Below are 13,159 nucleotides of genomic sequence, written 5' to 3' on the forward strand. Positions count from 1 at the left end.
GGAATCAAACACTTGGCAACTTAAATAACCAGCCACCGGATATCAACCGACGGCTGGTTATTTAAGTTATGTTGCTCTCATACTACGCCAAACGAGTTAAAAACAACTTTCCAGTCCAACCCACTATGATTATCGTTGACAGCAGAATTAAAAATGGTAGATGGCCGTTACGATGCAAATTCAAACTTAAAGTGACATTAAAGTCACTTTTCTGTACAATTTTCCTACTTTTCACTATTATTTTACTTAGGCATCTAAAAACCGCTTTGAAAGCGAAAGGGATGGAACTGTGACTGGACTAAAACAAATACTCAGAAACAAGAATTATGTCAGGTTTTTTCTGGCAACCTTCGCCTCACAAATGGGGGGAATTATCGGGGTTACTGCATTCATGTTTTATTTGTTGAAACGGTTTACAAATCAGCCTTACTATGCAACACTTGCCGAGTTAATGTATTCGCTCCCGATGTTGGTAGTATTTCTCGTGGTTGGAGTGCTGGCAGATCGGATGGACAGACAAAAAATTGCTGTTAATTGTGACTGGATTAGCGCTTTTTTATCTTTATGCTTACTTATTTTTATTTGGGTCGATTCGATTCCTTTGGTATTTGCCCTTCTCTTCATCCGTAGTGCTGCCTCCAAATTTTTCTTCCCAGCCGAAAGTGCCATTATACAGGGGATATTAAACGAAGAAGATTACACCATTGCCGCAGGCCTCAATCAAATGATGGGGAGTCTTTTCATGTTATTTGGAGGAACTTTGGGGGCCGTCGTCTACTGGCACCTTGGAATTACTGGAGCCATCCTCATTGATGCTGTTTCTTTTATTGTGTCTGCACTGCTTATTCGTTCCTGCAAAATTCCCAAGGAAGTACGCCTTCCGAACGGGGCACATCAATTTAAACAATTAAAATTCAAACTTGTCATGATCGATTTTAAACAAGGGTTTCTTTACATATTACGTAACAGACTATTGCTTTGGTTGGTTTCAGGCTTTTTTATGTTCGGTATTTTAAATGGTGGCTTTAGCGTTTTACCGATGTTTATTCTTAAATATAAGCTAGCTCCAGGCAACTATGAGCAGTATATGGTTTGGACAGGTATTATTTTTGGGGCTGGTGTGTTGCTTGGTACCCTAATCGCTTCGCTCATCTCCGCCAAGCTAAAGCTACACCAAATGATTGCAGCCGGAGTTCTGGTTGCCGGAATAGGTATGTGCATACTTGGATTTGTTAACCACCTCTATGCTTTTCTGATTATCAATTTTGTCATTGCACTGATCCTTCCGTTCATTAACATCGGCATAGGAGGATGGCTGCCTCGTATTGTAGATCCTCAAATGATGGGACGTGTGCAAGGTTTGATTAATCCGTTAATGATGCTGTCCCAGTCACTTACATTAGGTTTCATTGCTGTAAGCTTTCCTTCGTTTATTTCAATTGAGCTCTTGTTTTTATTAGTTGGGGTCTGTACCGTTATGGTAGGCATATACTACACTATTGTGCTTCCCCGTTATGCTGATTACAGCACTTCTTCTAAGGCCCTTCAGGAATCTCTATAGGTAAATTAAAAAATCATAAATGGCAGCATTGAGAGATTGTTGATTTGCCACTTTTGCTTCCGAATCCCGTGCAGAAGTGGCTTCATCCTATCTCCCCTCAATACTTCACAAGTACATACATTTGTTGTATACGACTATCTCGTCAAAACCCAGTAGAGACAAAGACTGATAGAGTATGTAATATACAAAAAAATGCCCGGCAGGCGCACTATCCGCACCAGCAGGACATTTGGATTATAATCGGAGTAGCGGGATTCGAACCCACGACCTCACCCACCCCAAGGGTGCGCGCTACCTAGCTGCGCTATACCCCGATGAACCAGTGTATGTAAACCGTTGCTGTTATTTACCATTATAATCTGGTCATAAAAGCCTGTAAAGGCATAATTTAGTCTGAGTGACGCAAAAAGTATAGACTAAAATCTGAGATCACAGGAGCTAACCATGCAGAGCAAAAAAATAATCATTTCCGCAGTACTATTATTTTTTTTAGTACAATTAAGCATTCCTATGTGCTATACCTTTGCACAGGATGAACTTGTCACAGATCAAAAAACGAAAGAGAGACTAGCAGAGCAATATGGCTTGGAAGAACCTCAGCCACCTACATCTGAGCAACAGCAAAACGGATCATTGGGAAGTGATTTTGGTTTTACTCCATCTGTTGGTACTGTTTTGGTGGAATTGACCATATTAACTCGGAATCCGCTCGTATTCATTAGCCAACAACTGATACATTCGCTAAAATCATAAGCTGTTTTTTATTCGGAAAATTCAATAATGTAAAATATAGAAGGATTTTTTTGTAGCAAGTTGCCTGCTGCCTAAAGTCACTTCATCTTTTTTTGAAAAGGTTTAATTCAATAGGGCCCCTACCATGTAGCCACAGCAGTTCGTCGAATAAAAATGTCAGTCCATCCTTGGCACGCAAGCGCTCAATGATCTCCGTGACAACTTGCATAACTTCCCCTTGTACACCCTCTGCCAGTTGCAAGCCTCCGCTCTCTCCATCCAGGTAAAGATGCGTATGATATGACTGCTCCACCTTCTTCACATGGCGCAAACACAGTATGCCATTTTCGAGGTAAAAGAAATATTGACAGTCATAAAGAACTCCTTCAAATATCTCATACATATGAGGGTAATCATACGGCCCCTGTACCATGGATACCCGCTCCAATTCTATTACCGATTCTGTCATACATCCTCGCTCCAATCTTTTATTCATTTATCACAACTTAGTTCGATGAAATATTAACCTGTATTACAATCTATTCTTTAAAAAACATTAAAAACAGTTTCATAACGTTGTTAAATGCATTTCAAATGGAAACTTCTATACGTTTTTTAAGCCTCCTCACGCATTTATTTGTTAGGATTATCAATATAGTGACTGTTGCTAATTTTAAGGCATTTTGATACTATGAAGGCATCAAATTAGTTTACTTATAATCTTGTTAACTAGATTACTTGATACAAATATACACCTCTGTTTTATACATGTCAACTAGTTTACTTGATTACTTCTTGGAGGAATTGTTGTGATTAGATTTTCTCTTGATAAAATTATGAAGGATCGTGGACTCGAACAGAAAGATATTGTTTCTATTACGGGAATTAATAGAAATACGGTTAAAGCTTTGGCCTCCAACGCAAACGCCCGAATTGACTTCCCAACCTTGAATACACTTTGTAGAACCCTTGGCGTACTCCCTGGTGAACTGATCGAATACTTGCCAGAAGACGACGAAGAGAGCCGTTAACATGTTAACGGCTCTCTGTTCTTTGTATAATATTTAAAATACTTTTTTACCGATCTTCCCACTCAATTAGATTTCACACCGTAATCTCTTTCTATAAGGTAATTTTAAATATATTTCTCCCACGTATGATAAATGTCCAATAAAGCATTAGGATTACGATCACCGTCTAAAACTCGATACATTTTATTCGTTAAGATCATGATCACATCCATATCTATTTCCTTAGACAAACCAGTGATAACAGGACGATTTACGCTAAAATAAGACTTTGGTTCCTGAATGATCCGCTTCTAACTCCAAAGCACTTTCACTTTGAATCTGTACATTCCCTAGATACCATTCCCAAATATCTATGTGCAAAAAGGTGGTTGCATTAATTTATATTCCATTTCAAAATCCCTTCTTGCTTTGCTATCTTAATTCGAAGAAAAATTCACGGTGACACCACCTGATACTAAGATCGTTAAAAGATCCATAAAATATTGCTGTGGTGAAAATCCATAACTTCTTTCTTCTCGATCCCATTCTTCCTCGAATCTTTCCAAGAAATAATGTGCGTTTTTCCAATGGATCGTGAACGGTCCTACTGCCCCAAAACCTCCACAGAGACAGTCCGATATACTGTCCAAGCTAAATCCAAAGTACCCTCCGGGCCCATTAATCGCTTCACCAAGTGCTATAAAAAATGTTGTAAAATCAAATAGGTGTTCCCCGTCTAAGGTGTAGACTTCTCCTCGTTTATCCGGTCTGGCAAAATGATTAGATGCAGAATGTATTCTAGTCACGTTTAGCCATCCAGACCGTTCTTCGTTAGAAAAGCCTTGCCATATATTATTTTCAAGCGACTGAGAGCACTTTAAGAACTCCCATAATCTTAATTCAACAGGAGAGGGTTTCGTTTCAAGTATACCGGTTAGTTCCAGATTGAAGTTTCCTTTATTGTAATTTAGTTTATGGATTATAAAGGATTCAGGTAGGTGATAATAATAGCTTCCAATCCCTTTTTCTTCGTCATTTAAAATGACAATGCACAAGTTGGATACAGATTGTTTTGTCTTTGCTATGTTTCTTATGAATTCCTCATTAAAGACAAATTGTTCAAAAATGACCTTTTCATACGTTTCGACCATAATATCACCCGTTAGCCCAACCACATCTTGACAATAACCAACTGTGAGCCCACTTTCATCATCCATGACAGCAAATCTCTGCCTCATTTTGTATCATATCTCCTCCCAATAATTTTAAAGAATGTAGCATTTAAGGTATCATTTTTAGCTTCTTAGGTAGAATAATCAATTATTTTGAAGCCACCAAGGACTGAAATCCCCTGGCTTTTTAATTTTTTTCAGTTCTTCTGCCGGTATTGCAAATTGAATCTTTCCTAACTCGGACTTAAATGTTAACGAAGCATCATACTTCTTTTCAACAATTCACGGCTTTATTTCCAACATCTCTTGAAAATAATGAGTGGCTGAAAAGTTACCTTTAATAAGAATTATAGTGTTTGATGAGAATGCTTGGCTAACAGTAGAATAGCTTGGGGGTTCATCGCAGTATATTTCTCTTTCTCTAATCCCTTTAAAATCTCTTACTATTCCCTTATTTGGATTTGGTCAAAACCTCTTTCCTACTAGGCATGACGATCCATGATATTCATTCAATTATTTTGCTCTTTTTAGCTACTATACCTGATAGTTTATTTCCTGATAATAAGTAGCTTATTCCACTTTGCGATACTTCTAGTTCTACGTTACTTTTTTCCGATAACCAAATAATATATCCATCCTCAAGTTGTTCGATGACTACATCATCATCAATTGAAGATATCTCGAAAGAAGGTGTACCTTTAATCCATTCGTCAAGATGAAAATATGTTGAAATTCCATTTTTGAAATTCTTTGGACAAATACATTCAATCTCTCCAAGTTGCCCTTTCCCATTTAGCCAAATGCAACATCCATTACCAAGCTGAGTAGGTATACAATCATCTGTCATATTATCTGTGACAATATTATAGGTTTCAATAGACGGAGTGTATGTGCATGACACCCTTGAGGTACCGTGGTTCGTATCAATCTCTTTTAATAGCACTACTAAAGCTCTCCTTTCGCTCTTTATTGAAACTGCCAAGTTGAACTCCAATAATCTCTTTACTTGTTAGATTGATATTAGACCTTAATATCGGGTATGGACGCTATTTTGTATACGATCTGTCAGTAATCCGTCTCCGTTGTATCGGTACTCTACGAGTTTTTCGTCGACCTTGACTTGAGTCAATCGGTTCTGCTCGTCGAATCTATTTCCCCTCAGCTTCGTATGGAATCTTCCTCTGTTTCCAACGTAAGGGAATTCCCTCTGGCCTCATTCGAATAAGCATTCTGATTTTCGGTGGAGGCAGCAATCCAATTCAGCTTAACGTACGTAAAGGTATTCTCTTATGTTTAAAATAATAACCTTCTTTTTTATACATTATATAAATTTGAATAGTGAAAAACGTCCTCACACTCATCCCATCCATTGATTTAAAATAAACAAAATGTTATATTGTCTATAAAATAATCATCATTCGATTGAGGTGTTTGCTAAAATGGACCATTCCGAACTATTCTGGAATGCTGGTATTGAAGAACTGAAGCGTGGATATATTCTCCAAGGGGAGCAGGTAATTTGCCTCTTGGACGGACAACGATATGAACAAGGCATCATATATCAGGATCAAGGGGTATTTTATGACGCGGAACGGTATATGCGTCTTCATATTGAGCGGACGTACGGTTCGGTGTTTAACTATTTGATCGGTCTGGACAAAAAGCTGACTGGACTGACGGATCACCAGAATCGGTTACTTCAGTTATTTTATCAAGGCATGGGTGATGCGGACATTCAAAAGGAAACCGGAATCGGCAGCGCATCCACCATACGCAATCATCGCTTTGGTCTCAAGGAAAAAGAACGACAGGCCAAAGTATTTCTCACATTAATGGAACTGTTAAAGGAGAAAGACCATCACGCTCCCGCCATGGTAGACGTACCCGTACGAGCACGGATGGTAGATGAACGCTACAACATTACGGAAGACGAGAGGCAAAAGGTACTCACGAAGTATTTTCCGAAGGGTACAGACGGGCGCCTAAAGACCTTTAAAATGCAAGAAAAGCACAAGCTGATTGTGCTGCGTGAAATTGCAGACCGTTTTGTAAAGGGACAAATATATCATGAGAAAGATATCAATGCGATTTTACAGGAAGTATATGACGATTATGTTACGGTGCGAAGATATATGATTGAATACGGTCTATTGGATCGCAAACCGGATGGCAGTGAATATTGGTTGAAGGAATCTTGAAGCTAGGCGCTTATAAGATCAGCATTTTGCATAATTCGATTCTCGACGCTCGTAGGTACAATATATAGACGAACTAAAGCGTTTCGATCTATACATTGCTGATTTGAAAACGCTCTTGGGATTTATACAAAATGCTCAAATAGGAGGATTGGACAATGGATCGAAGAAAAGAACTAGTTCAGCAATACATGGAGATGAAGACAGAGGCAGGAATCTATTGTATTCGTAATACACGCAATGGGAAAATTTTTGTCGCTTCCACGCCGAATTTAAAGTCGCTGAATGGAAGGCGTTTTGAGCTGCAAATGGGTGGATTTAAGAACAAACCACTACAACAGGAATGGAATGAATATGGCGAAGATTCGTTTGAATTTGAAGTGCTGGACGTTTTGAAGAAAAAAGATTCGGAATTCTTTGATGTCAAAGATGCACTGGCAAAGCTGGAGCAGACCTGGCTTGATCGACTCCAGCCTTACGGAGACAAAGGATATTTATAAACTTACTGCTTTACGGGAAACTCCGTCCGAAGATAGCCAAAAACAACAGCGTCAACAAACTGACCTTTTTCATAGAAGTAATCTCTCAGGTGACCCTCTTTAGTAAAGCCACTTTTGAGCAGCAGCCGTCTGGAGCCTTCGTTATCTGGATCAATGAAGGCTTCTATACGGTGAACCTGCGGCAATTGAAAGCCATAATCCACTACCGCTCTCAACGCTTCTGTCATCAGCCCTTGTTGCCAATATTCCGGCGCCAGCTCATAGCCAATTTCAATACGAGAGTGCTCCTTCTGCCAGTTATGAAATCCAATTGTACCCACCACCTGCTAAGGAGCTTCTTTTAACGTAATTCCCCAACGAAAACCCGCTTGCTTCTCGTATCTGGTTAGCATGGAACGAATAAATTTCTCAGCTTGCTCTACCTCCGTAAAACTTTCCAAATCATAATATTTTGTAACCTCATCTCTGGAAAAATAGGCAAATACATCCCTCGCGTCTCCTAATGTAAGCTGTCTTAAGCGAAGTCGATCGGTTTCCAGAATCGGAAACGTTTCCATTGTCATCATTCATCTCCTCCTTCACATTCACAGAACCTACCTGGTCAACCACCAGCCGATCCCCACCATCAATCCATTGATTAAGAATAATGCGATACATGCTCTCCACTTGTTGATTTTACTTGTTTGAAAAAAGCCGGTTACCGTACTACGGCACATAAACAATGTAAACAATAAATTCCAAATAATACGCATACCATATTTAACGTAGTATAGAGCAGGGCTTAGCTGCACACCACCTAACATTGGGGAGACATCGGGAATAAACAGAATTGCACACGCATAACGCATGGTCTCATATGTAAAATAAAATAATGCCAGCCACCAAGCCCACTTCTTACCGAACAACATACCAATACCGGCAGCCGTTCCTGCCAAGCCAAGCAACGCGATAAACCCTTGAAACATGCCTCTGCACATGCCTAATAACGTAGAAGCCTCATTTAGTGCATTGAGCGTCAATAGCTGTGTCACCAACAGGAGTGCTCCATTAAAAATTAGTAAAATAGCTGCAATGCTTACACCTAAAGGTCGTTCGAAAACCACGTTCGTTACATAATCTTCTACTTCTTTTTTCGTATACAAATCGGACACTTCTTCTACTCTCCTAACCCAATTATATACCTCCATTTTGCGGCGGGCATAATAACAGTGTGTTCTCGCCTCATTTCCATATATCGGCTTTTAGGAAAATATGGTTTAATCTTCCCTGAAAAATTCCGTTATCTATACAATAATTTATTATTCAGGGCAACTATGCTATCAAATTAACGTCATGGGAATCCCGATCATTAACAGAATCCCAAATAGAGTAATATCTATCCTTATACTACCATTCCAAGAGTGAATCTGACAAATGATTGATACTAGCACTTATGAATGTATACGCGTTATTTTCGTAGCTCTGTAACCTTTAGAGGACTCGATATACTCTACTTGATACCCCATTCGGGCATCCAAAAGCTCTTCCATGAATAGGAGACATGGACTGTAAATAAAGCTCCCTCCTGGCCGAATGGCTCTAAGCAATTCCATATATTTATGAGCGTACTCATGAATATTACCGTCTGTCTTCAGATGATGATGTATAAAATGATTGGAGAATGCCATATGTGAAACGATCGTTCCCCATGTACTTTCTTCATAAGTAGTCGCTAACCAATCTCCTCGGGTGATACAACCGTCTGTTTCAGCCAGCCGATCTGTTCCGTATGCCTCAATTCCATAGGCACGTAAATAAGTAACCAACCGTGCCTCTGATCCGCAGCCAACATCTAGAACAGGCTCTTGCAAACGAGCAATGTCTAATCCTAGCAGATTCGCTTGCAACTCCGGTGTATATTCCTCACAAGGTACCCAAAAGGTATATTCATTCTCTGCATACTTAGCGAACACTTCACGTCCATTGGTACGAGTTAAAAAATCTCTCAAATGCCCATAATGCTGCTGGAGCAGTAAGTCCAGAGTTGCCCCTGCTATAGACTTCTTTTGGAACAGCTTTTCAATCCGGGTGAAGAATCGATCATACAGCTCCGTAAGCTCCCTCGCATGATCTGTGTGAAAATGTAGATACTGATTGGTATTTACAAACTGGGACAGTATTTGGGCCGCTACATCCTTCACAAAAACATGATACGTATGCTGGCGCTTCAAGCTTTGAAGCATGAGGATCAGTTCCGAGCTTCGCTGCGTCAGCCAGTACGTCATTTCCGTTGATGGTCCTAACAGAACAGAGCCCTCGCGCATATAAAATAAACTCCGATGCTGATTATGCAGGAGTTGACCGTTGATAAGATTATGAAGTTGAGCTACTGTCATACTACTTCCTCCTTAAAGTCCAGAACATTAAAGCCCCACCCAAGCCTAAATCATGCTGGGTTTGGGTAGGGCCAGCTTATTTTCTGAGTATATCATGGTTATGGAAATTCGGTGCTATTGCAGATTCTCCGTCTTTACATTTGAGGATAAAGGAATATTCAAGTCACGAACCCCTTGGGCTACCAAGCGGGCTATTTGCTCCGCACCATACTCCTGAAAATGTGTATCATCCTTCACGCCATCAGGAAATGCAGGATACACACCTGGCTCCAAATGTAAAAACAGTGGAAGTGTTCCTTCCAGGCCTAGTGTATCATAGTAGGCTACACTCAATTGACTAAGATCGACCAGTGCAACACCCGTCTCTGATGCTGTTTCCTTCATCGCCTGCACATATTCCGGGAAACTGATCCGAAACGATGCACCTGCTGCATCATAATCGCGGCGGCCTACAGGAGTAATTAGCACAGGGACCGCACCGCGTTGGGTGGCTCCTTGGATGTACGTTTTCAAGTAAACTTTATAATCGGCAGGTGAAACATAGCGCTCCTGATTATTGATCGCGGCATCATTATGCCCAAACTGTATGAACAGATAATCTCCTGGACGGATATTCCGTAAAATATCATCTAACCGCCCTTGAACCAAAAAGGTCTTCGTGCTACGTCCACCAATAGAACGGTTCACAAAAATAGTCTCATTTGTAAAAAACGGAGCAATCATTTGCCCCCAGCCCGCCTGAGGCTTCATCGAGGATTTGTAGGTTTGAACCGTAGAATCTCCCGCAAGGTATACGGAAGGATGTTCTCCAGCCGTTCGAGCTTTATTGGGAGTGATAACCAAGGCGTTAATCTTCGCTTCATCTCCCGAAAAATACAATTCGAGCTGACCGTCGATGAGTGCTAGCTCAAACCCAGCCTCGACAAATTGTCCTGCTGTTTTGGCGGTACGCTCTACTTTAACAATGGATTCGGCTTTAACCGTAATATCCGTGTTTCCGGCAGTATCTCCGGCAATTAGAGAAAGCGTGTAATCCGCAGGTGGTAAATTGACGACAAAGGATGAGCCTTGAACACGCACAAAATCTGAGCGGATAGCATCACTTCCACCACGGTTCTCTTCATTTACCTTGGAAAGATCGGTAAATCCATAGCCACGCTCAGGCGTGTAAGCATCCTTAGCAGTGACCTGGGTGTAGCCGTCTGCTACATCCCCAGGGCCAAAATCAAAACGAAGAGGCGCTGCAAGCTGCTTTTCGGCTAATGCCTGCCCTGGAATAAGTATGGTTGCAAACAACAAGCTGAACCCTGCGCATAACCCAACCATCTTACCGAACAACCTGTGACGCTTTCTCTTTTGTTTCAAGCGCAACCCTCGCTTCTCAGATTATTTGAGTGGTTTGTCATCGTCTAACGTTTATTGATCCCCGCCAGCCTTTGGCAGCCTTGGTCCAGTGCCCAGGATATCATAATACCAACCGTGTACCTGATCAGATCCACGGTCAGAAACCCTTTGCCCAGCACTAGGCCGCCCAGGGTCGTCGCCCGGATGTGGTTAATCCAGGGAGCTTGGTACATTTGACTGAACTCAATAGCAAAGCAAAACAGCAAACTGCCCCAAAGGGCTACAGACAACCGACGATTCACCCACAACATTCTCAGCCCAAAATAAATCATGCACGCCCACAAGGCATCCCCAAAGTGATTGGCAACGAATGCAGGTAACCGGGTGGAGAAAGCTCTGCTTCCCAAGCCCAACAAGATCATGACCAGCACGGCAACCAGATACGCAGCGCGGGTCTTCCAGTGGAACTTTCCCTTTATTTCCCGATTAATTTCCCAATTGCTGCTCTTACGAAGTTTTCTCATACTAAACTACCTTTCCTGACACTGGAAATCTCCGCAATACTGCTGTAAACTTTGTCAATCCTTCTTTTGGGATAGCGCTTGCAAGATTGCTGAACCTTAAGCTGCTGTCATATTGTATGCACACCAACTTGTCTGTATTTTTCGTCATATCATGAATCATAATAAGCCCCCGCAATATCATACAATCGCTTGCTAAAATTCAACACCACGCACCTTGGCAAAAACCATTTGGTGTGCCATGCTTCCCTCTTCATCATACTCGACGTTTCTTAAAATTCCCTCCAGTGTAAAACCTGCACGTTCTGCTACCTTGGCGCTGCGCGTGTTTCTAGAATCACAACGAATCTCCACCCGATTGGCATGCAAATGCTGTATGGCAAAATCCGTAATACCGTGCACGGCCTCGGTTATAATACCTTTTCCGGTCCATGATGTTCTGAGCCAATATCCAATTTCAAATCTTCGTGCATCCCAATCAATACGATGCAGACCGCTGCTGGCTACAAATTGTCCCGAAGCCGTATCAAATATATACAGCACCATGTCGGATCGATCCAGGAATTTAAGTCTGGCTTGGCGTGAACGGATTTCAGATTCCTCTACCGTAGGGAGATTTCTCGCAAAAGGAAGCCAGGGCCGCAGTTCATGTACACTCTCGCGTATCGCCTCATTGACCGCCGCACCATCGCCCCATTGTGGAGCGCGTATGGTCAATCGCCCTGTCTGGAATTGTTCAGGGAACGATAATAGAATGGGATTCGGTTGCTGCTCCATACTCATGATGCCCCCTCCTCCATATTCGATGGATAGCTGAGACGATCCAGCCAGCCAGTGATTTCACGTAGACTCCCAATCTGATGATCCGGTACAATGTCCATTTCATTCCACGTCATAAAGCCTTCCAGCCAGATGGTATGCAGCCCTGCACTTTGCGCACCACGAATATCATTCGTCGGATGATCGCCTACGTAACAGGCATGACCAGGTTCGGCAATGTCCAGCTCTTTCAGTGCCAACTCGAAAATACGAGGATTAGGCTTCTCGACGTTGACTCCGCCTGATACAATAATGGAATCCACATAATCTCTCAGCATCACTCGGTCAATCTTCGCCTGCTGTGTACGGAGTGAACCGTTGGTAATCATACCAAGCTTCAAGCCCCGAGACCGCAGTTCAGACAGCACTTCCTTCGCTCCGTCCATCAGTACCGTAAATTTATGAAATTCACCATACCAAAAGCCCAGCATCTCCTGTACTGTCGTATCGGGATTTTTCAGTTTCAGGTCTGCATGCAGCTCCGTATACAGCTCCCTTTTATCCCGGTAGCCGTCCTGATCTGCCAGACGCATTCGTTCAACGACCGCCGCACGGCTGGCCTGTTCTTCTGCCACAATAAATCGTTCTATAAAGCGCTCCGTATATGCCGCGAATGCCTGTTTGCGGTGAATCAGTGTATTATCCAGATCAAAAATAATGGCTTCTATAGACATAACAAGTTCCTTTCTGTCCGTAAATTTATACCGATCAGCTCGAAACAAATTGAATAACTCCGATCATAATAAGCAAGAAAAAAATGGACAGGAAAATGATGATCATGTACTTTAAGATTTTGCTGGAAGTCGACTTTTGTTCCAGTTTGGTCTCGATCTGGGTCAACCTTTCTTTGATTTCTTCCAAATCCTGCTCCAACTTCACCTTAGTCTCTCCTTCCTTTATCTCGACTTATTTAATTTCCTAACGATTCGG

Annotated in this window: 14 protein-coding genes, 1 tRNA gene and 2 pseudogenes; 5 read left to right on the forward strand and 12 right to left on the reverse strand. The window is 41.7% G+C overall.

Annotation, left to right across the window (positions count from 1 at the left end):
• Positions 1-289 precede the first annotated feature (289 nt).
• Positions 290-1,561, forward strand: a complete 1,272-nt coding sequence (locus ACXHJ1_RS24605) for an MFS transporter (RefSeq protein WP_019686636.1) — start codon at positions 290-292, stop codon at positions 1,559-1,561.
• A 240-nt stretch (positions 1,562-1,801) separates the two neighbouring features.
• On the opposite strand, the gene ACXHJ1_RS24610 is transcribed toward ACXHJ1_RS24605, so the two are convergent.
• A tRNA-Pro gene (locus tag ACXHJ1_RS24610) sits at positions 1,802-1,875 on the reverse strand.
• A 130-nt stretch (positions 1,876-2,005) separates the two neighbouring features.
• Here ACXHJ1_RS24610 and ACXHJ1_RS24615 point away from each other — a divergent pair.
• Entirely contained in the window at positions 2,006-2,314 is a 309-nt protein-coding gene (locus tag ACXHJ1_RS24615) for a hypothetical protein (protein WP_113049973.1), read from the forward strand.
• Positions 2,315-2,396: 82 nt separating this feature from the next.
• On the opposite strand, the gene ACXHJ1_RS24620 is transcribed toward ACXHJ1_RS24615, so the two are convergent.
• Complete coding sequence (locus tag ACXHJ1_RS24620; protein WP_113049974.1) at positions 2,397-2,762, reverse strand: hypothetical protein; 366 nt, start codon at positions 2,760-2,762, stop codon at positions 2,397-2,399.
• Positions 2,763-3,102: 340 nt separating this feature from the next.
• Between ACXHJ1_RS24620 and ACXHJ1_RS24625 the strand changes: the two genes are divergently transcribed.
• Positions 3,103-3,324 carry a helix-turn-helix domain-containing protein gene (locus ACXHJ1_RS24625; protein ID WP_010349271.1) on the forward strand — a complete coding sequence of 74 codons (222 nt, stop codon included), beginning with the start codon at positions 3,103-3,105 and terminating at the stop codon, positions 3,322-3,324.
• Between the two features lie 416 nt (positions 3,325-3,740).
• Here ACXHJ1_RS24625 and ACXHJ1_RS24630 read toward each other — a convergent pair whose 3' ends face one another.
• Positions 3,741-4,541 carry a barstar family protein gene (locus tag ACXHJ1_RS24630; protein ID WP_457905351.1) on the reverse strand — a complete coding sequence of 267 codons (801 nt, stop codon included), beginning with the start codon at positions 4,539-4,541 and terminating at the stop codon, positions 3,741-3,743.
• Positions 4,542-4,980: 439 nt separating this feature from the next.
• Positions 4,981-5,418: a hypothetical protein gene (locus ACXHJ1_RS24635; protein WP_102997703.1), complete on the reverse strand. Its 438-nt coding sequence runs from the start codon at positions 5,416-5,418 to the stop codon at positions 4,981-4,983.
• A gap of 496 nt (positions 5,419-5,914) precedes the next feature.
• On the opposite strand from ACXHJ1_RS24635, the gene ACXHJ1_RS24640 reads away from it, so the two are divergent.
• Positions 5,915-6,673, forward strand: coding sequence for a DUF2087 domain-containing protein (locus ACXHJ1_RS24640; RefSeq protein ID WP_457905352.1), 759 nt, complete (start codon positions 5,915-5,917; stop codon positions 6,671-6,673).
• A gap of 155 nt (positions 6,674-6,828) precedes the next feature.
• Positions 6,829-7,170, forward strand: coding sequence for a GIY-YIG nuclease family protein (locus ACXHJ1_RS24645; RefSeq protein ID WP_016820599.1), 342 nt, complete (start codon positions 6,829-6,831; stop codon positions 7,168-7,170).
• A 2-nt stretch (positions 7,171-7,172) separates the two neighbouring features.
• Here the strand turns inward: ACXHJ1_RS24645 and ACXHJ1_RS24650 are convergent.
• From ACXHJ1_RS24650 to ACXHJ1_RS24685, 8 genes and pseudogenes are all read right to left on the reverse strand, one after another.
• Positions 7,173-7,733 (reverse strand): annotated as a pseudogene (locus tag ACXHJ1_RS24650) (GNAT family N-acetyltransferase).
• A 30-nt stretch (positions 7,734-7,763) separates the two neighbouring features.
• Positions 7,764-8,321, reverse strand: coding sequence for a hypothetical protein (locus ACXHJ1_RS24655; RefSeq protein ID WP_457905353.1), 558 nt, complete (start codon positions 8,319-8,321; stop codon positions 7,764-7,766).
• A gap of 279 nt (positions 8,322-8,600) precedes the next feature.
• On the reverse strand, positions 8,601-9,545 hold the full coding sequence (locus ACXHJ1_RS24660; RefSeq protein WP_447249985.1) for a class I SAM-dependent methyltransferase: 945 nt from the start codon (positions 9,543-9,545) through the stop codon (positions 8,601-8,603).
• Positions 9,546-9,659: 114 nt separating this feature from the next.
• The gene (locus tag ACXHJ1_RS24665) at positions 9,660-10,871 is read right to left on the reverse strand and encodes a rhamnogalacturonan acetylesterase (RefSeq protein ID WP_107733945.1); all 1,212 of its coding nucleotides are present in this window, start codon (positions 10,869-10,871) and stop codon (positions 9,660-9,662) included.
• 60 nt (positions 10,872-10,931) lie between these two features.
• Positions 10,932-11,413: pseudogene (locus ACXHJ1_RS24670) on the reverse strand (ribosomal maturation YjgA family protein).
• Positions 11,414-11,605: 192 nt separating this feature from the next.
• Positions 11,606-12,193 carry a GNAT family N-acetyltransferase gene (locus ACXHJ1_RS24675; RefSeq protein WP_107733947.1) on the reverse strand — a complete coding sequence of 196 codons (588 nt, stop codon included), beginning with the start codon at positions 12,191-12,193 and terminating at the stop codon, positions 11,606-11,608.
• A complete protein-coding gene (locus ACXHJ1_RS24680) occupies positions 12,190-12,903 on the reverse strand; it encodes an HAD family hydrolase (RefSeq protein WP_107734135.1) in 714 nt (237 codons plus the stop codon). Before ACXHJ1_RS24680 ends, ACXHJ1_RS24675 begins: the two co-directional genes overlap by 4 nt.
• 34 nt (positions 12,904-12,937) lie before the next feature.
• Positions 12,938-13,108: a hypothetical protein gene (locus ACXHJ1_RS24685; RefSeq protein ID WP_016820608.1), complete on the reverse strand. Its 171-nt coding sequence runs from the start codon at positions 13,106-13,108 to the stop codon at positions 12,938-12,940.
• Between the last annotated feature and the right edge of the window lie 51 nt (positions 13,109-13,159).

The sequence above is a fragment of the Paenibacillus sp. ALE2 genome (assembly GCF_054113385.1).

What these genes read in the sequence shown, in the direction of transcription:
- ACXHJ1_RS24665 (WP_107733945.1), bottom strand. Translation starts at nt 10,871, where the DNA reads ATGGTTGGGTTATGCGCAGGGTTCAGCTTGTTGTTTGCAACCATACTT.
- ACXHJ1_RS24630 (WP_457905351.1), bottom strand. Translation starts at nt 4,541, where the DNA reads ATGAGGCAGAGATTTGCTGTCATGGATGATGAAAGTGGGCTCACAGTT.
- ACXHJ1_RS24615 (WP_113049973.1), top strand. Translation starts at nt 2,006, where the DNA reads ATGCAGAGCAAAAAAATAATCATTTCCGCAGTACTATTATTTTTTTTA.
- ACXHJ1_RS24680 (WP_107734135.1), bottom strand. Translation starts at nt 12,903, where the DNA reads ATGTCTATAGAAGCCATTATTTTTGATCTGGATAATACACTGATTCAC.
- ACXHJ1_RS24660 (WP_447249985.1), bottom strand. Translation starts at nt 9,545, where the DNA reads ATGACAGTAGCTCAACTTCATAATCTTATCAACGGTCAACTCCTGCAT.
- ACXHJ1_RS24675 (WP_107733947.1), bottom strand. Translation starts at nt 12,193, where the DNA reads ATGAGTATGGAGCAGCAACCGAATCCCATTCTATTATCGTTCCCTGAA.
- ACXHJ1_RS24645 (WP_016820599.1), top strand. Translation starts at nt 6,829, where the DNA reads ATGGATCGAAGAAAAGAACTAGTTCAGCAATACATGGAGATGAAGACA.
- ACXHJ1_RS24620 (WP_113049974.1), bottom strand. Translation starts at nt 2,762, where the DNA reads ATGACAGAATCGGTAATAGAATTGGAGCGGGTATCCATGGTACAGGGG.
- ACXHJ1_RS24640 (WP_457905352.1), top strand. Translation starts at nt 5,915, where the DNA reads ATGGACCATTCCGAACTATTCTGGAATGCTGGTATTGAAGAACTGAAG.